The sequence below is a fragment of the Luteolibacter sp. genome, assembly GCF_039920825.1.
Lineage (GTDB): Bacteria > Verrucomicrobiota > Verrucomicrobiia > Verrucomicrobiales > Akkermansiaceae > Luteolibacter.
The window spans coordinates 270,444-295,233 of record NZ_JBDSCX010000041.1; the positions used below are offsets into that span (position 1 = coordinate 270,444).

General features: G+C 61.4%; 10 protein-coding genes. 2 read left to right on the forward strand and 8 right to left on the reverse strand.

All coding sequences use genetic code 11. The annotated features are described in order from the left end of the window. Positions 1–2 precede the first annotated feature (2 nt). From ABIQ96_RS12260 to ABIQ96_RS12285, 6 genes are all read right to left on the reverse strand, one after another. Positions 3–1,991 carry a hypothetical protein gene (locus ABIQ96_RS12260; protein ID WP_348214883.1) on the reverse strand — a complete coding sequence of 663 codons (1,989 nt, stop codon included), beginning with the start codon at positions 1,989–1,991 and terminating at the stop codon, positions 3–5. Between the two features lie 17 nt (positions 1,992–2,008). Next, positions 2,009–7,642 carry a choice-of-anchor Q domain-containing protein gene (locus tag ABIQ96_RS12265; protein WP_348214884.1) on the reverse strand — a complete coding sequence of 1,878 codons (5,634 nt, stop codon included), beginning with the start codon at positions 7,640–7,642 and terminating at the stop codon, positions 2,009–2,011. A gap of 314 nt (positions 7,643–7,956) precedes the next feature. Continuing rightward, on the reverse strand, positions 7,957–9,684 hold the full coding sequence (locus ABIQ96_RS12270) for a HAMP domain-containing sensor histidine kinase (protein ID WP_348214885.1): 1,728 nt from the start codon (positions 9,682–9,684) through the stop codon (positions 7,957–7,959). A gap of 97 nt (positions 9,685–9,781) precedes the next feature. After that, on the reverse strand, positions 9,782–10,468 hold the full coding sequence (locus ABIQ96_RS12275) for a response regulator transcription factor (protein ID WP_348214886.1): 687 nt from the start codon (positions 10,466–10,468) through the stop codon (positions 9,782–9,784). 81 nt (positions 10,469–10,549) lie between these two features. Continuing rightward, entirely contained in the window at positions 10,550–12,973 is a 2,424-nt protein-coding gene (locus ABIQ96_RS12280; RefSeq protein WP_348214887.1) for an NHL repeat-containing protein, read from the reverse strand. A gap of 36 nt (positions 12,974–13,009) precedes the next feature. After that, positions 13,010–14,005, reverse strand: coding sequence for a cell wall-binding protein (locus ABIQ96_RS12285; protein WP_348214888.1), 996 nt, complete (start codon positions 14,003–14,005; stop codon positions 13,010–13,012). A gap of 132 nt (positions 14,006–14,137) precedes the next feature. On the opposite strand from ABIQ96_RS12285, the gene ABIQ96_RS12290 reads away from it, so the two are divergent. Both ABIQ96_RS12290 and ABIQ96_RS12295 read left to right on the forward strand, forming a co-directional pair. After that, positions 14,138–16,546 carry an ATP-binding protein gene (locus tag ABIQ96_RS12290; RefSeq protein ID WP_348214889.1) on the forward strand — a complete coding sequence of 803 codons (2,409 nt, stop codon included), beginning with the start codon at positions 14,138–14,140 and terminating at the stop codon, positions 16,544–16,546. A gap of 5 nt (positions 16,547–16,551) precedes the next feature. Further along, positions 16,552–17,169 (forward strand): response regulator transcription factor, encoded by a 618-nt coding sequence (locus tag ABIQ96_RS12295; RefSeq protein ID WP_348214890.1) that lies wholly within the window; start codon positions 16,552–16,554, stop codon positions 17,167–17,169. Between the two features lie 3 nt (positions 17,170–17,172). On the opposite strand, the gene ABIQ96_RS12300 is transcribed toward ABIQ96_RS12295, so the two are convergent. Both ABIQ96_RS12300 and ABIQ96_RS12305 read right to left on the reverse strand, forming a co-directional pair. Further along, positions 17,173–17,676, reverse strand: a complete 504-nt coding sequence (locus ABIQ96_RS12300; RefSeq protein ID WP_348214891.1) for a rhodanese-like domain-containing protein — start codon at positions 17,674–17,676, stop codon at positions 17,173–17,175. Positions 17,677–17,801: 125 nt separating this feature from the next. Beyond that, a complete protein-coding gene (locus tag ABIQ96_RS12305) occupies positions 17,802–24,782 on the reverse strand; it encodes an autotransporter-associated beta strand repeat-containing protein (RefSeq protein WP_348214892.1) in 6,981 nt (2,326 codons plus the stop codon). Between the last annotated feature and the right edge of the window lie 8 nt (positions 24,783–24,790).

A 24,790-nucleotide genomic window follows, 5' to 3' on the forward strand; every position in this document is an offset into this window, starting at 1 on the left:
TCCTATTGGGCTCCTTCGAGAGTGGCGACAGGGCTGACACGGCGGAACTCAACACGTCCGGTGAGTGTGAGATCGGTTTTGATGAGACCGTGGAGGGTCTCGCTGAAGGTGCCCTTGAGGCGGTCTGAAACGGCTTGTTCGGAATCAAAAGTGAACGTCATGGTTCGGTTGATATCCGGTCCCTTGGGAAGATTCTGATGATAGGCGTGGCGGAACGGATTGCTCCGGTGGAAGGGATCGAGGTTGAACGCGGCGGTGACCGACTGGCCCATCCCGATGGAGCCGTTCGCGGAAATGGATAGCTGATAGGCCTCGGTCAATTTCGACGGACGGATGCTGCTGGAGAGCAGGTAGCCGGGCAACAGGCTCGGAATGGTGGCCTTGGCGGCATTGATCGCGGCGGTGCTGGACGAGATCAGGTTGTTATCCGCCGTGGTCCGGATGGAAGGGTCTTTGGCGAGGGCGATTTGCAGTGCCGCGGAGAGGTTGGTGAGAGCGAGGAATTTCGGATCGTTGATCAGGGATTGCTGGCTCACGGAGTCTAACTTGCGGGGCATGTCGTAGGCGATCGAATCAAGACGCACGCCGACCTTCTTGCCGTTGCGCTCCTTGACGCCTTCGAAAAACGGAATTTTGGCGGGATCCACCACCAGCACCGGCAGCGGGGCGATTTCCGGGTCGGCGGTTTTCGTCTGCATGATGGTGACCTGTGAGAGCAGCCGCACCTGGCCGTTGGCATCCGAATGGAGAATCACCCGCACCGGTGCGGTGCCGGCGGATTTTCTGATAGGCGAGCCGTCCTCGACGATGCTGGTGACGGAATCCGCGATCACCTCGCCGACCCACAAACCGGTCACCGTGCTGGCGGGAACGCCGGCCACGACGCCGGAGTTCTGCTGGACCTCGCTGCGGATGGCGGTGACGGGCAGCCAGAAAGAGGCGCCGGTGGGCGAGGTGTTGAGCCGATAGAGATTGGTGCGCGGGGCGTCGTCATTCCAACCGCGCAACGCACCGAGCGAAAGCGTGGAGGTTTTCAGGGTGGCGATGGTTTCGCCGAGGGAGGCACTGCTTCCCGCACCCAATGCGGAGTCCACCTGGTTTCCCCGTTCGTAGGCGAGGCTGTTAGCGGCGGGCCTGACGACGTGGAGTGCGAGTCCGCTGCCGCTGGTGGAGATCAGGTCGAGCTGCGGCGTGGCGCTGGTGGTTCCGAGGTTGCTGAAAACAATTTCCTCGAGATCGAGTTCGAGCTTATCGACACCGGAGCCGACGGTCACGACATCGGACGGGCCGCCGAATCCGAGTTTGCCGTTGCTGGCGGAGTCGAAGCTAACTGAAACAGGCCCCATGTAGCTGGATGGACCCGAGCAGAAGACCCAGTAGGCCTGGCCGGAAGTCATGGCCGCGGTCCCGGTGACACGCTGCCAGTTGCCGGTGGCGGCATTCAGGGAGAAAATTTTGGAAACGGCGTGTTTGGTGCCGGAAGGACCGAAGAACTGATCAAACGTGGGAGTTCCTTGCAGTCCGAAGCCGACGAGGTTGTAGCGGTCGGGATTCCAAGTGGGACGGAAGAACACTGCCTTTCCGGTCACGGTCACGGTGAAGTTCGCCGTGCCCGGCGCGACTTGGATCAGATAGGGACGGTTGCCACTGATGGCGGCAAGGTCGTTTCCTCCGGACGGGTCGGTCCTTTTCCATTGCTGCCACTCGTCCTGGTTGAACGTGCCGATGGAGTCCGGATCCTCGGCGAAAAATTCCGCCAGCCCGGCGAGCGGCTTGGGCGAGGCCGCCATGAGGATGGCGGGATTGCTGAAAACATCCTGCGGCGCGCGGGTCTGCCCGGCGTTGTCCACCGGCTCGACTTCTAACCAAACAGCATTCCAACCGGCAGTAAGTGTGACCGATTGGGTGGCGCTCTGGGCATGGGTAAACCCGGCAAGGGACAACACCCCGACAATCAGGCTTCGTGTCAGCAGATGGAATAAGGATTTCATGAAAGGAAATGAATGGGTCATGGCTGCTGCAAAGTGACGTTGATGCGGAGGAACTTCGCTCCACCGGCAGTGGAGGGGATGGAGGCGCAAACCTGTTGTGTGGTGCCGTTGTCACTCATGATTTCCTGGGTGACTCCTGCGGAACTCCAGTGGATCAGGTCGGTGGACCATTCCGGTGTATAAACGAGGTTGGTCGCGGCGAGGACCTTGGTGTAGATCAGGCTGAGCTCGCCCGCTTCGTCTCCCAGGGCAGGAAGGCCTACGACCCCCGAAACGGATGGATCCATGTGGAAGGCGTATTTCAGAAGATTACTCACCCCGTCGTTGTTAGGAATGGCCGCGGCTCCGGCGATGAGTGGATTGGTCGCGTTGGCGCCGAAATTTTGGATCTGCCAGATCAGGAATGGATCTCCGAAGGTCAGGGTGGCTCCGATGGTCGTGCCGCCGCCGTTGGTGGCGATGGTGCGGAAATAGTAAATCAAACCACTCGTGAGCCCGGTGATCGTGGTCTCCGCAGGCAGGGTGGAGGTTCCCGTTAGGCCGGTCGCGGCTTGCACCAGCACTTGGGTGGAGTTGATTCTCCGCAGGGTGGTGTGGCTTGTTTCACCGACAGCAACGCCGCCTGTTGGAGTATTGGCCAGCGAGATGGGTTGATCAAAACGAGCGACCTCGCCGAGACCATCGGTCGTCCCCGAAGTGCCGGACCCCACGTAGGTGGCGGTCACGCCGGTTGGACTAACGGAACGAATGCGGTGGTTGCCCTTGTCGGCAACGAGCAGGGTGCCATCCACGCGGATCGCGAGACCGGCGGGATTGGAGAATCGGGCACTGGCACCGGTCGCGTTGGTGAAACCTGACACCGTCGCGGAGCCTGCGAAAATGCCGGTGGTTCCATCAGCAGCGACCTTGCGGATGGCATGGCTTGCAGCCTCGGTGACATACGTATTGCCCGCCGCGTCCACGGCGATGCCGACGGGGTTGTCGAATCGCGCCACACTAACCGATCCATTGGTGGAGCCCGCGGTCGCGGTGCCTGCGAGAGTGCTGACGGTGCCGTCGGGTCCGATGAGACGGATGCGATGATTGCCGCGGTCCGCCAGGTGGAGGGTTCCGTTGCCGTCGATGGCGAGTCCGGACGGAAGGTTGAAACGCGCTGCCGCCGGAACACCGTCGGTGAAGCCCGGTGTGCCGAGGCCGGAGAAGGTGCTGACACTTCCCGCCAGCGTGATTGCCCGGATGCAGTGGTTTTTCGAATCCGCCACGAAGAGGATGCCGCTGCCGGTCATCACCAGACCGATCGGCTCGTTAAACTGCGCGGAAGTCCCCGGTCCGTCGGCGAATCCAGCCACGCCGGTCCCGGCGAAGGTAGTGGTGGTCCCATTCGGAGCGACCTTGCGGATCCGGTGATTCAGCGTGTCGGCGACGTAGATGTTTCCTGAGACATCACTCGCGAGGCCGGAGGGTTGCAAAAGATCCGAACCCGTCACCGTGCTGACCGTTAGACCGTCGAACTCCGGATCCAGCGACCACTCGAACCAAACGTTCGTGCTGCTGCCCCGAGGATTGACGCTGGCGTTCAAAGTCGCTGTAGCGCCGGTGGTGTTGCTGGCCGCGAGGGTGGTCACCACCGGCGGATCGAGCACCAAGCCGGTGATCGGGAAAGTGAACGTCGCCTGGTCCGGCGCGTCGCTGTGGATCGTAACATTGCCGCTGAAGGTCCCCGCCGTGGTGGCGGTTAGAGCAAGTCCGAGCGTGAGCGAATCAAGAGGAGCGATGACCCACGGACCCGCCGCGAGCTGATAGCCGGCGGGCAGGGTCACCGAACTAACATTCAGCTTGTAGCTGCCGGGGTTGGTGATGGTGACCTGGCGGGTGACCGGGTGGCCGGTCGGAGTGTTTCCGAAATCGACGGCATCGACCTGCTCGTCAAGGATCGCAGGATCGCTCGTGGTGGCTCCGTCGAACACGGTGATGCCGGCTTGGGGAGTCAGGAAATCCAGCGTATCGCCGGTGACTGTGCCACGGTAGTTCGTGGCCACGGCGCGGAAATAGTAAGTCGTATTTGGCAACAACGGTTGCGGAATGTCTGCGGAAACTAGCCGGTCTCCACTGCCGGAAGCACGCGGCGTCACCGCCACGGTCGGCAGTGCGGCAGCCCGGGCGATTTCACGAACGATCCCTCCTTGAGTGACAAAAATGCGGCCCGCAGCATCGGCCGCGATGCCGGAGGGCGAGCTGAATTGGGCAGCCGTGGCGGGATACAGTCCGCTCCCGGCGACTGGGGAATCGACCGTTCCGCTGATGCCGGAACCGGCAAGCGTGCTAACATCGCCGCCCGTTTCCACACGCCGGATGCGGTGATTTCCGGAGTCCGAGACGAAGACAACACCGTCACCATCGACCGCGATCCCCGTCGGCGAGGAAAACCGGGCGGAAGGTCCCGAGCCATCGGCAAATCCCGCCGTGCCATCTCCCGCAAGGGTGAAAACATCGCCGGAGGAAATCAGGCGGACGCACTGGTTCCCGGTATCCGCCACCCAGACATGGGAGCCTGCGGCGTCCACCGCGATGCCGCGCGGTGAGGCGAACTTGGCCAAGTCTGCCGATCCATCAGCCGTGATGCCCGAGACACCGGTGCCTGCTAGAGTCGTCACGCTGCCGGTGCCGATAGAGAATTTCCGGATCCGATGGTTGCCGGTGTCTGCGACAAACACGTTGCCCGCCGCGTCAACCGCGACTCCGGTGGGATTGAGGAAAAGCGCTGCGTTCGCCAAGTCGTCGCCGAATCCGGCGACACCGGAACCCGCAAGGGTGGACACGGCACCTGCCGAAGTGATTTTACGAATGCGGTGATTGAATTCATCCGCAACGTAGAGATTTCCGCTGGCATCGATCGCCAGCCCGCCCGGCTTCTCAAACTTGGCTGCCGTGCCGTTGCCATTGGCGAATCCGGCCACTCCGGAGCCCGCAAACGTGCTGACCACGCCAGCCGCAGTGATGTGCAGAATCCGATTTCCCGAGCGGTCCGCCACATAAACACCACCACTGCCGTCCGCCGCGATGCCCGATGGCCCGGCCAATCCAGCGACGAGGGAGCCCGCCAAGGTGCTCACACCGTAGGGTGGCAGCAGGTCCGGATCGGTCGAGTATTCGAAAACAACTTCGGTTAGGTTGTCTTTCGGATCGACCGTCGCGTTGAGTTGCGCGGAGGTCGGGATCAGATTGCTGGCTGGCTCCGTCGTCAGAATCGGAAGTTGATAGAGCGTGAACCGCAGGCCGATGCTCTGGGTGATCGCGGTGGTCGAGGAAACCCAGCGGATATAATAAACCGCGCCAGGGTCGAGGCCAAGCGCCGCGGCATTGAGGACGGCGTTGACCTGCTGTTGGCCCGCGCCATTGACATCCCCGCTGACCAAGCTGGAGAACAACTTGGTGTTCTCGATGATGATGCGGCGCAGCACGTGGTTTTGGCTGTCTGCGACAATCAGGTTGCCGTCGGGCGCGACCATCAGGCCGGTCGGAGCGTTAAATTCCGCGATGTCCGATTTCCCATTGGTAAATCCGTCGGTGCCCGCTCCGGCCACGGTGGTGACATCGGCGGCAGAGGTGATTTTGCGGATCAGGTGGTTCTGCTCGTCGGCGACGTAAAGGGCACCCGCACCATCGGTGGCGATGCCTGATGGCGAGTCGAATGCCGCAGCGGTTCCCGTGCCGTCGGAATCGCCCGGCACGCCTGTCGAAGATCCGGCGAAGGTGCTCACCGCGTCGGCAAGCGAACCGCCGGAGGTGATCTTGCGGATGCAATTGTTCCCCGTGTCCGCGACATACACGGTGCTACCGAGGACACAAACCGCCTTGGGCGTGTCGAATTGCGCCGTGGACGGCGTGGTGGAATCCACCAGGCCGAGGGTGCCGGAACCGGCATAGGTGCTGACGCCGCCGGAGGGCGTCACCTTGCGGATGCGGTTGTTTAGCGAATCCGCCACGTAAACATTCCCGGCCGCGTCCAGAGCGATTCCGTAGGGATAATTAAAGCGCGCCGCGCTTCCCGGCTGGTTCAAAAAGCCGGCATTTCCCGGACTATTGGGGCCGGCCAGGGTGCTGACCGTCCAAACTCCGCCGACGACCGCCGGCCGAGCCAGTTTGCAGATTCGGTGGTTGAAGGTGTCGGCCACGTAAACATTGCCATCGGGACCCACCGCGACGGCGGAAGGAAACGAAAATGCGGCGTTCGGTCCGGGGCCGTTGGCCAATCCGGAAAACTGGCCGCTTCCCGCAATGGTGGTGAGGTTTCCAGCCGAATCGATCATGCGGATCCGATGGTTTCCGGAATCGGCGATGAAGGTGTTTCCGAGTTCGTCCCGCGCCACCGACGATGGATAGCCTAATTTCGCGGAAGTGCGGTAGTCGTCGGCCAGTCCGGCCACTCCTGTTCCGGCGTAAGTGGTGACCACCGGCAGGAATTGCGGATCTGTGGAAATTTCAAACGCCCCGGCGGAGTCGCCCGATGGCACCCGGGTGTGGAGCGTCAGTCCATTCGGATTGTAATCGCCGACCTCGGCTTCGGCCGCACCGATGTCCGGACCGTCCGCCAAATCACGCGGAAACCCGCGCTGATCGGTTGCAAGGTTCTCATCATTCGCATGATCGATCGCCGGCGAGTCCGGTTGTGGCGGCATCGTCAGGGTCGGGCCACCGTAATCTCCCAGCGGCGCGAGCTTCGGGTCGCCATCGGTCAGATTGGAGGGCGAAACGGTGAACGGGCCGAAGAAGTTCTCGCTGACGGGAGCAGTGTTGCCAGCGACGATCGAACTTCTGAGGGTTAAAGCGCTGCCGAAATCGTTGTAGATTCCGCCGCCTTTGTTACCTGCGTGGTTTCCGGAAAGCGTGGCGTGGATCAAGGTCAGCGGGCTGGTGTGATAAATCGCGCCGCCGAAGAGGACCGCCGTGTTGCCGGTGAGAGTCGAGTTTTTCAGGATCAAAGTCCCGGAACTCGCGCTGTAAATTCCCCCACCGAGTGAGCCCGCGCTACTGCCGGAGATCGTGCAGCGGATGACTTCGAGACTTCCCGAATTGGCAACCGCGCCGCCGTAGTTGAGCGCGCTGCTGTCGGCAAAGGTGCAATCCTGAAGGCTGGCGAAACCTGCATTGAAGAGCGCTCCGCCGAAGCCGCTGGCCGCCGCACCCGAGCTGTTTCCGTCGCGGAGAGCCAGCTTCTTCAGGGTGAGATTCCCCGCCGCGGTCACGCTCATCACGCGGGTCACATGGTTTCCCGTGAGGGTCACTCCGCTGCCAATCGCGCTGGCATCGAGGGTTGCGGTCTTGGTCAAAAGCAGCTCGCTCGCCAAGGTGATGGTGTGCGAGGCATCGGTGAAAACCACCGGGTCGAAATCAATCACGCCGCCGTCCGGAACATCGCTCATCGCCTGACGCAAGGAACCGGCACCGCTGTTGTTCGCGTTGGTGACGGTGATCCCCGAGGCCGCATGCGCCGCCATGGGAAGGAGGCCGAGCATGAATCCGCTCGCAAGGATCAGCCGTGATTTTTCCTGGATTCCACGGCGGACCGTGAATTTGCCGACCGAGCTGTCTTTTCGGTGGATCGAATCAGAGTTGAACAGGGTCCGGCAGGAACGGAGGAAGCGTTTCATTTGAATGGTTGGCTGAACGACTGGATTGGATTTTCCAAGCCCATCGCTTTGCGAAAATTCAGGGTTTTGCTCTTCACTTTCGGGAAAATCCCAACCCCTCCACCTCGCGAATCAGGAACCCGATGAAGGGTTAGATTTGACTCGCGGGATACTTGTCAGGTTCATTTAGTCCTGACGAGTTTAAAGTTAGTATTACTTAATAATATTCGTAATCAACTTACGATAAATGGTATAACGCACGAAACACCCGCCAAATCGGGCGGTTTGCAACCAGAGCGACATCGAGCCAAGGTAAGGGTTCCTCTTATTAACCCTCAGGAGACCACCAGCGGCAGCCGGAGCACGAAACACGCGCCCGATTTCGAATCCACGCAGGTCAGCCCGCCACCAAGCGACTTGGCGAGGCGGCGGGAAAGCGCGAGTCCGAGGCCCACGCCGGGGCGGCTTTCGGCGGCTTCGCGGGCGGATTTGTGAAAAGCACGGAAAATGCGGCCGCGTTCCGACTCGGGAATCCCGGGGCCGTGGTCGCTGACGGTAATTTCCAAAAACCGGCCGGACGTCACGCTGCGGATTTCCACTTTCGGTGGCTCTCCGTTCGCCGCGTATTTCGCCGCGTTGTCGATTAGATTGAAGAGGATGTGTTCCACAGCGGCGCTGTCCACGCGGACCTTCGACTCGCCAGTCCCGTCCATTTCCAAAGTGAGTCCGGCGGTGGCAAGCCGGGCTTCGAGGCGTTCGCGCATGGGTTCGAGCAACCCTGCGACGCTCGTTTCGCGGACGACCGAGCGGGCGCTACCGCGCTCGACCTTGGAAAACGAAAGTACGTTTTCAACGAGGTGGGAAAGCCGGTCCGCCTCGCGCGAGAGCACGCGGAGGTAGTCGCCGCGTTTCCCCTCTTTCACCGCGCCGCTTTCGAGCATGTCGGAGTAGAGGCGGAAGGTTGTGAGAGGCGTGCGGAGCTCGTGAGTGACGGCGGAAACAAACGACGCGCGGCGTTCGCTGAGCCGCATGACGCCGTGGACGAGCAGGGATGCGGTTAGGAGCGCGAGCAGGACGGCCGCCCAGCCGATGATCAACGGGCCGTTGAGCGGAAAATCCGCTGCCGGAGCCGACTCGTTCCGCAACAATCCGAGTGGGAACGAAACCAACGTCAGCGGATCCCGCGAAGCACCCGGACCGCTGCCGACAACCGCCAGATTCGAAGCGGGCAGCAGGTCTTTGATTTCGGCGAGCAGCCGTTGCTTGAGAATTTCACGATCAAACCAAACGCCCTGGATGCCTTTTTCCACCACACCGGAGGAGGTGGTGGTGAATTGGCGCAGCAGCAGCAATTCATCACCCACCCAGACCGCCCGCATGACTCCCAGATCGAGGATCTGGTTGGCATCGGCCCTGATCGGAGACTGCGTGAGATCGATCTGGTTTCCAATGTTAGAACTGATAACCGTTTCCTCCACGGTTTTCGCCCGCTGTGCGAGTTCCGTTCCGCTGGAGTTCGATTGATAACTGGCATCACCGCGCACTTGGGAGCCGCCCTTGGTCTGGCGCAGCATCTGGTTGTCGAATTTCTGTTGGAGCGCCTGCTTGGGAACTGCGTTCCAAGCGGTCTCACCGGCTTCGGCGGCGCAGGTGAGTTGCGACCACTCCTCGCCGGGAATCGGACTTTTTCGAAGCAAATCCCTCAGTGCCACCAGTTTGGATGGTTGCCCGGATTCGGTTTCCGGGGACGTCAGCTTGCCGCTCTGGCGGAGCTCGAAATGAAGTTTCACCACCGGATCACCGGGAGTGGGAAATGCCGCCGATCCCGCGCCATAGTCGGCGGGGGTATGACGGTTTTCCCCCGCTACGATCACCGCCCCCAAGGCATCCATCCGCCACAGGGCGAGGCGTGTGCGCTCTTCCAGATCGGCGCGGGCTTCGGCGACAGCGCGTTCTTTTTCGGAAGCAAGCACTCCACGCGTCAGCCACGTCATCGCTCCTAACACCATCACGCCGCAAAGCGCGAGGGTGGCCCAGATGAGGACGCCGCGGGAAATTTTCATGGGTGGATCGTCCGGAGTCCAAGCTTCAGCTTGTCTTGATGTTTCGCTGGAAAAATGGAGGAAGACAAACTGAAGTTTGAACTCCGGGCGGTGGGTTTCATGACATCCAACGATAGCCTTTGCCGCGGACGGTCGCGAGCAGGGATTGGTCCTTGTCGCCGAGTTTCGCGCGAAGGTGCATGATGTGCATGTCGATGGTGCGCGTCTCGGTGCGGTCGGGATCAAGGCCCCAGAGATTGCGCAGGATTTCCTCGCGGCTGATGATGCGACCGTTGGAATCGAGCAGGTAACGAAGCAGGTCGTTCTCGCGGTCGGAAAGTTCCTCGCGGCGACCGTCACTGAAAATCAAGACGCGTTCCTTGAAATCAACCTTGCCGCCCGGAACCTCGCGGCTGTCGGCGGGTGCGGTGCGTTCGCAAGTCCGACGCAGCACGGCATCGACGCGCGCTAACAGCTCCTTCATGCTGAAGGGTTTCACCACGTAGTCGTCGGCACCGTTGACAAGGCCGCGGACGCGGTCGTTCTCCTCACCACGAGCTGATAGAATGATCACCGCCTGGCCGGGGCGTTTCTTTTTCAACGCTTCGAGAATGTCGAATCCGGATGGCCCGGGCATGACCAGATCCAACAGAAGCAGCCGGAAATTCGCTTTCAGCGCGAGGTCCATGCCGGCGTGGCCGTCCGCCGCTTCGAGCGTCCGGTAGCCGGCATACTCCAACACATCGACGATCCCCCGGCGGACGGCGGGATCGTCTTCGATGACGAGGATGGTGATTTCAGACATGAGACGGTCGGCTCCATGGCACGGGAGCGGGACCATTGAACCCCCGAACCTGCCCCGTGTCCGTAAAGATCCGGTAAATTTTCACCGCTCGGCGAGCCGATAAAACCAGCGGGCGGCGGCAGGCTTCGGCAGCGTGAAAACCGCCGGACCGTTCGCGTCCGGTGAGAATGATCCGGCGTCCTGCCACGTCGTCAGATCGGGAGAGGACTGCCACTGATAGGTCACGCCCTTGACCAGATTTCCGCAGGTGAACGAGAGAGCCGTTGGATTTTCCACCTTCAGGTCGAGACTCGGAACCGTGGGAGAAAACCGCAGGATGCGGCCGTTTTCTCCATCGGCGATCCACAGGCAGCCATCATTGTCGCGGACCATCTGGCGCGCGCCGTTGAATTGACCGGGCCCTGTTCCACCTTGCTCGAATCCGAAATCCGGCTGACCCAGCACACCGTCCGCATCGGCTCCGTCCAGACGGGAGGCGGCGTGTTCCCATCTCAGCGCGCGGTTGTGATTTCCATCGACAAACCACAGCCGTCCTCCGGGTTCGGCGCAGACAAACCCATATTCCACACCATCCGGGCCGAGGCCGCCATCGACGACGGAGGTCATGCCGCTTTGACCGAGCACTCCGTCGGCAGGAGCGTAGGTGGGCTTCGCCGCCGCGCCATCGAAGCGCAGGATGCGGCTGTGGGAATTGTCCATCACCCACAGCCGGCCCGCTCCATCGAGAGCGATGCTGGCGGCGGAGAAGTGCCGCGCGTCGGTCATGCCAAACTCGTAAGCGTCGAAGGCCGGCTGTCCCAGCACCACGTCGGCGGGCGGGTTCCCGCCCTTGTTGCGGGCGTTGTCGAAGCGCAGCAGCCGCCCGTTCGTTTCCACCCACAGCTCGCCGCCCGCACCGGCGAGGATGGAAATGGGGCCAACGATGGTTCTGGCTGATAGAGCGGCGATTGAATTCGAATTGAAACCCGACTGGCCGAACACGGCATCCGCGGCGACGCCGCTCGCGCGCTGCGAGATGTTGTTGAAACGCAGCACCCGGTTGTTTTCCGTATCCGCCACCCAGAGAATTCCGAAATGATCCACGGTGATCGCGGACGGCGACCACATGCGCCCCGCCGCCGTGGCGGGCGAAGCGCCGTTGAAATCCAACTGGCCGAAGACCGCCTCCGCCGCCGCACCGGAGGCCAGCGAGCGGACGTTGGCGAAGCGAAGCACGCGATGCCGCGGCGTGTCGGTGACGAACAGCTTCCCCGTTCCCGGATCGATCGCCATCGCACCGGGGCGGAAATTTCGTGTTAGATCCATGGTGGTCGAGGCGTCACCGATCACGCCGTCCGCATCCGCGCCATTGACCTTGGTCTGCGCGGCTTCGTGGCGTAGAACCCTGTCGTTCTGATAGTCGGAAATCCACAGCCGTCCGCCGGTGCCGATCGCCAGCGAAGTGGAAATACTGAACGCGCCGGGTCCCGATCCCATCCCGATGGTATTGAAGGAGGGCTGGCCGAGGACTCCATCGGCCGGAGCACCGCTGGCTTTGGCCACCGCGTTGTCGAACCTAACAATCCGACCCACCTGGCTACCGACGTAGAGCCTTCCCGAGGAATCCGCCGCGAGGCCGTACGGCACGGGCGTGCCGGTTTGCGTGATGTTCGCATCCGTTTGGTTGAATCCAAGCTGGCCCAGCACCCGGAGCGCCGCCGCACCATTGGCGAGATGCGGGGCATCGGAGAACAATAGCACACGGTTGTTAGCGATATCCGCAACCCACAGATAGGGCGAGCCTTGGAGAACCGGGTTCGGAGAAATCGCGAGCGAACCCGGCAACTGGAATTTTGCCGAACCTTTACCACCCGAAGAAGTGGAGTAACCCGACTGGCCGAGCACCGCCGACGCCGATGGTCCGTCAGGCAGGGCCGCCGCGTTGTTGAATCGCAGGACGCGGTTGTTGAACGAGTCCGCGACATAGAGATTGCCCAAAAGATCCGTGACCAGGCTCAATGGATGATAGAACGTGCCCGCCGCCGTGCCGGGGTCCGTGTTTTCGAAATTCACCTGGCCGAGCACGCCGTTCGCCGGCACACCGCTGCCGATGGTGGCTGCGTTGTTGAAGCGAAGGACGCGGTTGTTTCCAGCATCGGCCACCCACAGCCGGCCCGCGTTGTCCAAGCACATCCCGGCGGGCATGTTGAAGTGATCGGGGCCATTGCCGGCATCGCCGCAGTTGAAATTCGTTTGACCGAGCACGGCCTCCGCCGCCGCGCCATTCTGCAGCGAGGCACCTGAGCTGAAACGCAGGATTCGGTTCATCCGCGAGTCGCCGACAAACACCTTTTGTGTGGAGGGATCGACCGCCACGAATGGCCCCGACAGATGCGAGGCGTCCGCAGGCTGGCGGCCGAGGATGAGATCCGCCTCGGCTCCGTCCGCTACGACGGCGCGCGCCGCCTGCATGGCTAACAGGAGAACGAGCGACGCCACAAGGCAAACGCAGAATTCGGTTTTCACGGTAGGGAATGGTTGGATGTTTCCAAACGCGGGATCTCATTCGACCGGATGGCGGCCGGAATTAACGGTATTGGCTTTGGTTGCCTGCTTCGACAAAAGTTTGCCGGACTGTACGATCGTGCCGTTGCGCCCGACGGCGACGAACGTGTTCCTGCCATAGCAGACGGAGTAGAGCGCTTCCTGGGTTTTGCCCGGGCGTTTCGCCCACTTTTTGCCATCTTTGGATGATTGGATTTCTCCGGCCCAGCCAACGGTGACGAAGGTCTTGTTTCCGTAACAGACCCCGAAGAGCGTGTCCCCGCCTTTGATGCGATGCGGTGTCCAGGTGACACCATCGCCGGAGGTGGTCACCGCTCCGGAATCACCGACGGCGACAAAGCGGCCGTTGCCGTAGGTGATGCCTAATAGATAATCCCCGAGGCCGGCATTCCGTGGTGTCCAGATGAAGCCGTCGGGCGACGTGAGGATCGAGGGTTTGTTGGAATCGCCATCATGGGTGGTGGCCACAAAGGTTCCCTTACCGGCCGCCAGTCCGTCGAAAACCTGGTTCTCCGGTTGGGGACGGGCCGGCCAAGCCAATCCGTCCTCCGACTCGACGAACTGGCTGGTTCCTCCCAGCAGGAACTTGCCGTCGCCATAGGTGGCGCAATACAGCGTGCCGACGATGGAGCCCGGATAGACGAGCCACGAGATGCCGTCCACGGACGTGAGCACCGTCCGGTCCTGTCCGGCGACGACGAACAAGCCGTTTCGATAGATGACGGAGTAGAGGTCCTTGCTGCTGACCTTCGGCGCGGCTTTCCATTTCGCACCGTCGGAAGAATAGAGCACGGTACCCAGGTAGCCGACCGAAACGAAGCGGCCATTGCCGTAAGTCACGCCCTGGAGGTATTGTGAGTTGACCGACTTGGCCGGGGTCCTGACTTGCCATGTGGCGAGCGGATCGGCGGCGAATGCCTGGGGGGTGATATTTGTTAGGCCGATCAGGCAGATGGCGAGAGCGGCGAGCGGGGAGTTGAGGTTGGTTTTCATAGCGACTCCGGTTTAGCACCGTCCTGAGGCTGCGGGCCATACCACTGCCGGAGGGGAAAAGGCAGTGGTTGCGGGGTTTACCTACGCATTTAGTGGTATTCCGGCGGGGAACGATGTGATTAGGATGACGCGGTGACGATCACCCGCCGCATCCTGACTCAAGTCGCGGTCGCCGCAGGAGCGGTCGTCGCCGTGGTGTCGGCGGTGGCATATGGAATCGTTTTCGACACGACCAAGGAACGTGAGCTGGAGAACCTGAAAACCTATGTGGCGGAAAGGACCCGCCGCGAAGAGACCGGATTCCGCCAGGTCGAGGCAAACCTCGCCACGGTACGCGGGCAGTTCCTCAAACGCATCGCCGAACCCGCGCCCGCGGACTGGCGCGAGCGCTGGGATGACAGGTTCGAGCTGTTTCCCGATGGTTCGTGGCGCAGCCGCCGTAAATTCGCCGACGGGCGGAAATACTCGACGCTATGGATGCATCGCGACGCGGATCTAACAAAAGACCTGCAGGTGCGCATTCTCCATGCGCAGAACATCTGCGACGAGCTGCTTCCATCGTGGGGAGATTCGTTCCCGAGCCTTTATTTCAATTTCCCGGGGCCATCTAACATAGGATTCGATCCAACGATCCCCTCGTGGGTCTGGGACACGCCCGCGGATTACGACATGAATGGGCAGGAGTGGGTGAAGATGGCATTTCCGGAAAACAACCCCTCACGTGGATTCACGTGGACCGGAGTCGTCGAGGAAGAGGTCACGAAGACTCCGCAGGTCGCGGTGTTGCTGCCGATCGACGTGGGCGGTGAGATGCTCTGCTCCGTGGCGCACAGCATCAACGTGCGGGGGATGATCGAGGAAACGACGCACGGCGTGCTGCCGGGAGTCTCGCAAATGATTTTCCGTCGCGACGGACGGCTGATCGCCCACCCTGAGGCAAAGGAGCGCATCATTTCCAGCAAGGGACTTCTAACGGCCGCTGCCAGCGGTGACCCGATGCTTGTCCGTCTCTACGGGATCGTTTCGAAAACTCCGGACAAGCTTTTCTCCGGCTACGATGTTGCGGCCAAGGCGTATTTCGTGGCGGCGCGGCTCGAGGGACCGGATTGGTTTTTTGTCACGGTGATGCCGCGGACGCTGCTGCAGCGGCAGGCGTTTGCCTCGGCGAAGTGGGTGCTGTGGTCAGGATTGTTGTCACTGGCATTGGTGTTAGGTGTTTTCGCCTGGATCCTCCGGCGTCAGGTCGCGAGGCCCCTGGCGGAGTTCGCCCGCGTCACCGGGCGCATGAGCGCAGGGGACACGGATGCGCGTGCCGTGGTGTCCGGCGATGACGAACTGGGGCGGCTGGCCGGAGATTTCAACGAGATGGTCTCCAAGGTCGCTGCCCGCGGCGCGGAACTCAAGGCGCTGAACCTGTCGCTGGAAGAGCGTGTCGCCGAACGCACGCGGGAGTTGCGGGAATCCGAGGAACGCTTCGGAAAAGCGTTCCAGGCGAGCCCGGCACTGATCGCGCTGACCCGCATCGGCGACGGCACGTTCATCGCGGCGAACGACGCGTTCTATCGAATTTCAGGCTATCCGGAGGAAGAGGTCATCGGTCACAGCTCGCTGGATCTGAACATCTACGCCCGGCCGGTACAGCGCGACGAGTATGTGAGCGAGGTGAAAGCCCGCGGCTCGGTGCGGGATCGCGAGCACGAGCTGAGAGACAAGAGCGGCAATCTGCGCACCATTCTAACATCCGGCGAGATCATCGAGCTTGATGGCGAGCCGCATCTGCTGACGGTCGGCCTCGACATCACGGACCGGAAGCACGCGGAGCTGGAAATGGCCCGGGCCCTCACCCGCGAGAAGGAGCTGGGTGAATTGAAAAGCAGCTTCATCTCGATGGTCTCGCACGAGTTCCGCACTCCGCTGGGTGTGATCCTTTCCGCAGCGGACGTTCTGGAGCGGTATTTCGACCGGCTGTCCGCGGAGGACCGCGCATGCCATCTCGAGATGATCCAGCGCTCGACGAAGAACCTGGCGAAACTGATGGAAGAAGTGCTTTTGCTCGGCACCGTCGAGGAGGGCCGGATGCGGTTCACGCCGGCACCGGTGGATCTGGATTCTCTCGCCCGCTCGCTGGCCGATGAAATGATTTCCGCGACACAATCCGCCTGCCCCATCGTTTTCAAGGCTCACGGCCCGCTGGTCGGAGCGGTGTGCGACGAAAGCCTCGTGCGCCATATCCTGACCAACTTGTTATCCAACGCGGTGAAGTATTCGGAACCCGGCAGCCCGGTCGACTTCATCGCCGCGCGGGACGGCGGAAACGTGATTATCACGGTGCGCGACCGGGGCATCGGAATCCCGGTGGAGGACCGGGAACGGATCTTCCGTTCGTTCACCCGCGGCAGGAACGTCGGTCTGCGTCCGGGCACCGGGCTCGGGCTGCTGATCGTCGAACGCTGTGTCCAATTGCACGGTGGAAGCGTTGATCTCGTGAGCACTCCCGGTTCCGGAACCATCGTCACCATCACGCTCCCCGCCTTCATCTAACATCCATGAAGACCATCCTCATCATCGAAGACCAGCCTGACATGCGTAGGAATGTCGCGACCATTTTGAAAATGGAAAACTACGCCGTCCTCGTCGCGGAAAACGGCCTCGAAGGTCTGGCAATCGCCCGCGACGAGAAGCCGGATCTCATCCTCTGCGACGTGATGATGCCGGAACTCGACGGCTACGGCGTACTGGAAGGAGTGCGCGCGGATCCGACGATCGCAGGCACGCCGCTGGTTTTTCTAACTGCCAAAGGCGAGAAGACCGACCTCCGTGCCGGAATGAATCTCGGCGCGGACGATTATCTGGTGAAACCCGTATCCGCGAGCGATCTGCTGGCCACCGTCTCGGCGCGGTTGGAGCGCGAGAGGCATCGGCTCGCAACCGGTTTCAACCCGGACTTCACCACCGCCGCGCCGCTTGAAAGAAAACTGGGCCTGACTCCACGGGAGGCGGAGGTTTTGCTCTGGGTGGCCCAAGGGAAGAGCAATCCGGAGATAGCCACCATTCTCGGCGCGGCGGAAGGTACGGTGAAGAAGCACCTGCAGAACATTTTTGAGAAAACCGGCGTGGACAATCGCAATGCAGCCTCAATGCTGGCGTTTGAAATTCTTTCCTAACATTTATTTCGGCGGGGTGCCTTCGAACGGGATCTTGGTGGTCTTCACATCCAGCAGCGGCCCGAGTTCGTAAACGTTTTTGTAACCGTAGGCGTGGAGGTTGATGAAAGTCTGGATGTTGAGCGCGACCTCCGCGGTTTTGCGCGCGAAGCCGACAGGATCCTTGTCGAAGTTGTTATTGCAGTAAATGAGGATGCGCGTGGTTTTGTCCGGGATGACCTTTTTCAACGCGTCTTCGGTGAAGTCGGTGAAGGCCAGATGGAGCGCTCCTTTCACATGGATCCGCTCGAACTTGTCAGTGGAGCGGGCGTCAAAAACCACGGTGCCGGGTTCGGCCGCCATTTTGAGAAAATCCTCCTCGCTCACCCGATGCGCCTCGCGGACCGGTTCGAGTTCCTGCGTGAGTTTGGCGAAAGCAGCGTAATCGACCGCGGGATTTTTGATCTCGGCGGCGTGGAGTGGAAATGCGGTGAAGCAAGCCAGAATGAGGAGACGTTGGTTTTTCATAACCCCTCGTTTTTTACCCGCATCGAGGCCCGCTGTCCGTCAACGCTCGGTAAATTCAACGGGGCGCAAAAAGGCCGGGAGCATGACTCCCGGCCTTGATGATGTGGCTTGTTAGCCGCCCGAGCTCAATTGTTGACCTTGGCGCGGATGAAGTCGGTGGGCTTGCCGAAGACGGAACCCGGGACGCGGAAGGTGCGGTAGGTCCAGCCGGTGCTCAGGGAGGGCAGGCCTGCTTGAATGGTCGTGGCATCCGTTCCCGTCACTTCGGTGACGTTGTTGGTCCAGGTGGCGAGTTCGTCGGCACCTTGGATGCGATAGATCACTCCGTCGATGAGGGCGGAGACCTCCTCGTGGGTGGTGCCATCGTCGGAGAACACCGCACCGGTGCGGACAGGCACGGTCAGGGTGAGGACGTTGTTGCCACCGACGGTGCCGATCTTGCCGACGAGTTTTCCATCGCTGGCACCGCTGAGCGGATTTCCATCGAAGGCGAACTCGGCGAGGTTGTTGCGGCCGTCTTTGTCCGGGTCCGCGCTGTCGAGGCGGTCCGCACCGGTGAGTCCTTTGAGATCGGCCCAGGTTTCGTAGGCGTTGGCACCCACCTGAAGTTTGCCGTTTCCGATGATCGCCGCGGTTTCAAACTGGGCACCGGAACTGATGGCTCCATAAATGCCGTTAGCCTTGGTGACTCCGTTGATGACGAGTCCGGTCACGTTATCGGTGGCTCCGTGTGTCAGTTCAAGCGTGGCACCACCGGCGATGTTCACGGTGGAGGTGTCGCTCAGACAGGCGTTGCTCAAGGAGAGCATGCCGGTGGTGACGGTGGTGTTTCCGGTGTAGGTGTTGACTCCCGCAAGGATGAGTTTGCCGGCGCCGGTTTTCGTGAGTCCGCCATCCGTCGCCGCATCGGCTCCGATCGCGGAATGCTGAAGCACCTGGCCGATGGTGATGTCCTGGCCATTGCTATTGATGAGGGCACCGCCGTTTCTGACATTGGATGCGCTGAGCCCCGTCAGGAAGGTGGCCGCCGTGGCGCCGGTGTTGGCGACGAGCGTCCCTCCGTTGAAGTTGAAGGTTCCCGTGGCGGCGGCTCCACCCTTGATGATCTGCTTCACCGTTAGAGTGCCACCATCGAGGTTCACCGTGCCGTTTGACGTGGCCACGTTCTGCGAGCCCAAGTTGATGATGCCGAGGTTGGTGGTGGCGGATCCGGACAGGTTGTAGGTGGCGATGCCATGCTCTGCGATCCATGTCTGGCTGTCGGTATTGGTGATCAAACCGCCCGATTGATTGATCTCGGTGGTTTGCGTCCCGCCGACGCCGGAGGTAGTGATATTGCCGTTGGCCGTGGTTTTCGTCACGCTGCCGCCGGACATGTTGAAGACGCCGCTGGCGCTGTCGCGGCCGATCGCAAGCCAGTTGGTGGCGTTGATGGCGCCGGTGGTCATGTTGACCGTGCCGTTATTTCCCGCACCATTGAGGAGCCAGATTTCAGCACCTGTGGACTGGAGGGTTCCGGTGAAGTTGGTCACCCCGCTGGCCAGGGAAATCACCCCTGCGGCGTTGGTGGCGGCACTGGTCACCGTGCCGGCCAGGTTCAGGGTGCCCGGGCCGTTTTTCACCAGACCGAATGAACCGGTGATGGAATCCGGGATGGTAAGTGTTCCGGCCATCACGGTGACCGTTGGTTGGGAGAACGAGGTTTTCGCTCCGGACAGGGTAATGTCGTTAGAGCCGGCGAAGGCCCAAGCGCCGCCAAGGGAAACCGGATTGGTCACGTTCAATGCCGAGCCCGTGGTGTTGTCCAGTGTTCCTCCCGAGAGTGTGAGGGTTCCGGTGCCGGCGGCTGTCGTACTGCCGAGTTCCAAGGTGCCGCCGGAAAGGCTGATGCCGCCGGAGAAGGTGTTGGAGCCCGTCAAAGACAGCTTGTTGATGCCTGTTTTACCAAGGCGCACGGTTCCGGTGCCATTCTGGATGGTGCCGGAGAACACGGAGTCCCCACCGCCGCCGATGGTCAGAACTCCGGTGCCGGGAACACTGCGGCTCACCGTGCCGGTTCCGGACAACTCGGCTTTCCCGAAGATGCTGTTCACGTTCAGGGTGCCGTCCACCTGCACAGCTCCCGATGTCGTGTTGCCAAGGCTGCCTCCGGAGACGCTGAGCACGGCCCCCGTGTCAATCAGCGCGTCGCCGGTATACACCATGTTGGCGAGAGCGATGTTGGCTGTGGCTCCGGGCTGTACTTCGAGTGATTTGAAGTTCGGATTGTAACCCTGCAAGGTCAGCGTGTTTGCACCGCCCAAGGTGGATGTGCCGCTGGAAAACGTCAGGCTGTTCACCGTGAAGTTCACACCCAGGGTGGTATCGGTATTGGTTGCGCCCGCAGCTTGGAAATACACATCCGAGACGAGGCCGGGGATCTGTTTGGTATCGGTGGCCCCTCCCGAGGTGGTGGCCCAGTTGCTGTTGTTCGGAGCGTTGGTGGCATCGTTCCAGATGCTGCTCACATCACCTTTCCAGTAGGCCTCGGTGGGGGTGGCGCTGCCCGTCACGGTGACCACATACTTGTTGCCGACCACATTGCCGACATAGGTGGTGAATCCTGCCACAATGGCGCTGGTATCCAGTGAGAAGGTTCCTGACAAGGCGGCACCGGAGGTAATGATGTCATAGGTTCCGGGGTCGAGAACACCGGACAGTTTGATGGTGGTCGTTCCCGTTGCCGAGACAGTCGCCGCGGAGATGGAATCCGTGCTGATCGAGTTCGCTCCGACCAGCAGCGTGGCACCGTTGAGCGTCAGAGCGCTGACCGCCGCCGCGCGGTCACCGTTTCCGTTACGGAGATCGAAGGTCCCCGCGTTTACCGTTAGGTTGTTGCCCGTTGGCAAACTGATGAAGGGGCCGAGGGCCAAGGTGCCACCATTGACCGTTGTCGTTCCGACATAATCCAGCGAGCCGGTCAGTGTGAGCGAACCCGCGCCTTGCTTGGTCAGGCCGCCTGCACCGGCAAGCGGCTGCGCGGTGGCGAGGGTGAAACCATTGCTGTCGATGACGGCTCCACCCGCTTGCACGTTGGCCGTATCCACGGCGATGAAGGCCGCGCTGTCCGCGGTGGCTTTCAAAACGCCGCCGTTCATGTTCAGGGTGCTGGAACCGCCTCCCGCTTCCTCGACGACGCGTTTGGCATTGAGGGTGCCACCGTTGAGGTTGACCGTGCCCACGGCCGTGGAAAGTTTGGCGATGGAAAGGAGCGGGCCCGATACGTTGATCGTCCCGCTACCCGAGATGTTCAGAACTCCCACGCCGCCTTCTGCGATGGTCATGGTCGATGCGGTATTGGCGACTGCCGTCTGATTCACGGTTCCCGCGCTGAGGTTATAGACACCTTGGGCTCCCACATAACGTCCGACCACCAGCCAGGTGGCGGCGTTGACGGTACCGCCTGTTTGGGTCAGCGCGCCGTAGGAAGTGCCGGTGCCGGCCGCATCGCTTTTCCCGACGAAGACCGTGCCACCGAAGTTCGCGGTGGCGGTGTCTTTCACATTGAGGTTGCCGGTGGTGGTGAGACCGGCGTTGCCGATATAGGTGTCGATCGCGCCTACTGTTAGCGAGGAGCTGTTTTCCAAGTTCAGAATTCCGTTGCCCGCGTTGCCAATCACCATGGTGCCTGCGGCTCCCTTGACGATGGAGCTGGTATCCTTGACGGTCACCGTGCCGACGGCGGTTCCCGCGCCGCCGATGTTGAAGGTGTTGCCGGCGTTATAAACGGATCCGCTCTGCAGGATCCATGTTCCCTGCGAGCTTGTGCTTTCGGCAACGTGGGTCGTGCCGGTGTTGGTGAACGTCGAATTGGTCTGGGTGATGAAGGTCTGGCTGCTGTTGTTAGCGAGGGCGTTGTTAAAGCCGCAACTGAAGTTTCCTACATTCACCGTGGAGTTGGTGAGGTTCAGATTGCAGATCCCGGTGTTGCCGTTGCCACGGGCCAATGCCAGCCAACTCACCAAATTGAGCGTCGAGTTGGTGACGGTGAGGTCGGCGGAAACATCGGGCGTGTTAGATACCCACATTTCCGCGGCCACGTTGTTGATCTGCGCGCCCGCCGTGCCGTCGAAAATTACTTTTCCTGCGGTGATGAACAGCCCGTTGGCCGCCGCGCCGATGGTGTTGGTGCCGGCATTGGTGATGCTAAGAGTTCCCGCTCCCGTTTTCACCATCCCTCCCAGGAGGCCGGAGGTGATGCCGCCGGTGACCGTCAGGTTGTTGGTGATGTTCAGGCCGCTGTTGGTGCCATCGATCATGAATCCGCGATTGATCGTTGTGCTCGCACCCGTGTAGGCAAGTACGCCACCGGCGAGGACAAGATTGGAAGGAGCGCTGGTGGCCGCACCCAGCGGGCCCGCCACACCGCCGTCGGTCAGGACATCCACCGTGAGGGTGCCGCCTTCAAGACGGGTGACCCCGGTGTAGTCGTTGGTCATGGCAGTGATGGATGCGGTTCCGGTGCCCTTTTTGATAAGAGTGGAGGCTCCTGAAATCTTGCCCAATCCGGTCAGGGTGTAGGCCTTGGCGGCATTGTTGAACTGCACTTCCTGCGGCAACACGGTGACTCCGAGGGTCACATTGCCCGTGCCGGTGGCGAGGTCGTTGAACAGGACTGGATTCGGATTGAGATAGGTGGAACCCGTTAGAAGAACCTGATCCACCCAGTTGGCGGTGGTGGCGATATCCCACACCCCGTCCACGGTGCCGTTCCAGCGTGGAAGGGCCACGCTGGTGATGTTCAGATAGACGTTACCCGCATTGTCATCCACGAGGTTGGCGACGACACCTACCGGCAAGGTGCCCAGCACGAAACTGCCGGAACCTGTTTTCGAGGCATAGGTCAGGAGTTTCAGGTTCGCCGCTTGGAACTTGGTGCCCGTCACATTGATTGTGACCGGACCATTCACCGCGAGCGTCCCGGTCACGTTGACCGGTGCCGTGGCGGGATTGGCACCCGCGAGATCACCCACATTGGCGAAGTAGGTGGTGGCGGCCGTGGAGCCGAACGTCAGGTTGGTGAAGTTGATGGTGTTTCCCTTGACCGGGGGTGTGACCGAAAGCGAGGTTCCGTTGGCAAGGGTCATCGGCCCCGCGCTGGCGGCGAAGGTGGCGTTCAAATCCAGCTTGCCGCCGGTCAATGTGGTGCCGCCCGCATAGGTGAACGCGGTCTTGATCGTGGTGGTGCCGCTGCCGGAGAAGGTCATCGCGCCGGAAGTGTTGGCGACCAAGGTGGCCGCTCCGGTGAGGGTTCCCGTGTTGCCGAAGCCACCGCCCACCAGCGTGAAGGTCGGCGCGGTGAGGTAGCCGATGCCCGCGCTGGTCATCGTGATGCTCGTCAGGTTTCCACTGGCATCGATGTTGGCGACCGCAGAGGCTCCCGTCCCGCTGCCGCCGGTGATGTTGACCCGTGGGGTTTCAAGATAGCCGCCGCCGCCCACAACTAGGCCGGTCGCGGAAACGCCATTGCCGCTGGGTGCTTTCAGGGCTTCGGTGAGCGTGATGTTGAAGCTGTTGTTGTCAACCGTGCCGCCCCCCGAATAGACGTAGGCATCGGTGAGGGCCAAATCGTTGAAAAATGCAGTGTTATTGGCATTCGCCTTGAGTGTGCCGCCGTTGAAATGGAAACGATAGACGCCGGTGGCGCTGCTCGTCCCCTTGGTGACGGAGTTGGCCGAAAGTGTGCCCCCCAGAAGATTGATGGTCCCGGCAAGGGATGTCGCGTTTCCAGCGAACTGCGCGGTTCCCCCTGTCCCGAGGGTCATCGAATGCGAGCCGGAGATGTTCAGGGTTCCCGTGCCGTTTTCACCGACGAAAATGCCTGTGTTGTCGGTGAAAGTGCCACCGGATAGGTTCACAATACCAAACGAGGCCGCGCCACCGGCACCGATGGTCATGCGGTTGGCGGCAACGGTGATCGAGCCGCCCGATTGATTGAGGATGCCGCTGTCTCCGGCGAGGCCGACAGCCAGCCAGCTTCCGACCGTCAACGAGCCTCCCGTCTGGGTGTAGGCCCCATAGACGGCGTTGCCCCGGCCGATATGAAACTCGCTCGCGGTGGTGATGGTGCCGGAGGTCATTTTCAGCAGGCCGGCCGAGTTTGCGGTCGAGCTGATCGCGATGGTGGGGGAACTGTTCTTGTAACAGGTGAGCGTGCCGCCTTCGATCAGCATGGTGCTGTTCACGCTGCCGCCATTGCCCACGGCTACGGCATTGTTTGCTGTTCCGGAGACGCCGGCCACGGTGGTCCCCGTGATCTTGATCACGCCGCGTTCCACGGAGAGGCGATCTCCGATTACGTTATTGCCTGATAGTGTGAGGGTGCCGGTGTTGTTGCGTTTCACCAAGCCGAGGCGGGCCGTGGCCGAGCCGGTGATCGTGCCGCCGAAGTTGAAATCACCTGCGGATTGGATAAACACCCATTTGGAATTCGGGCCGCCGTTTTCCAAGCTTCCCGCGCCGGTGAGCCCGCCATTCAAGGTGAAGTCGCCGGAGACCTGGATTTTTCCCGCCTGGATATCCAACAGTCCCGCGACGGCGGTGTTGTTCGCTTGGTCGGACATCCAAACGTCGCCGGTGCCTTGTTTGGTGATGCCTCCCGAGGCGGTGAAGTTGTTGGCGAGGACGATTTTGTTAGACGAGTTATTCACCCACGTCTGTGTTCCGGTGAAGGTGACCGGAATGTTCTGGTTGGCGGTGGCGGAGCCGATGGTCGCGGTGCCCGCGCCTGACGCCATGGTCATGCCGCCGGCTCCCACACCAAGTGCGCGGTTGGTGCCGTCCGCCGCGAGGGTGGTGGTTCCCGTGTTGTTGAACGTTAGCGAATTCGCCGCATGGTTGGCGTTGAAGGTGACGGTCGTGGCCGCGTTCGCAGTGGTGATGTTGAAAATGGCATCATCCGTTACTACGGGAGCTGCTACGGGATCCGGAGTCGTTGCGGCGGAGTCCGTGGACCAAGCTGCGGAGTTCAGCCATGAGCCGTTGGCACCGTCCCAGTAGATGGTGGCGGCGTGTGCCTGGGTAAACAGGAGTGCGGACAGCAGGACATTGCGTGAATTGCTTTTCATGGGTTTTG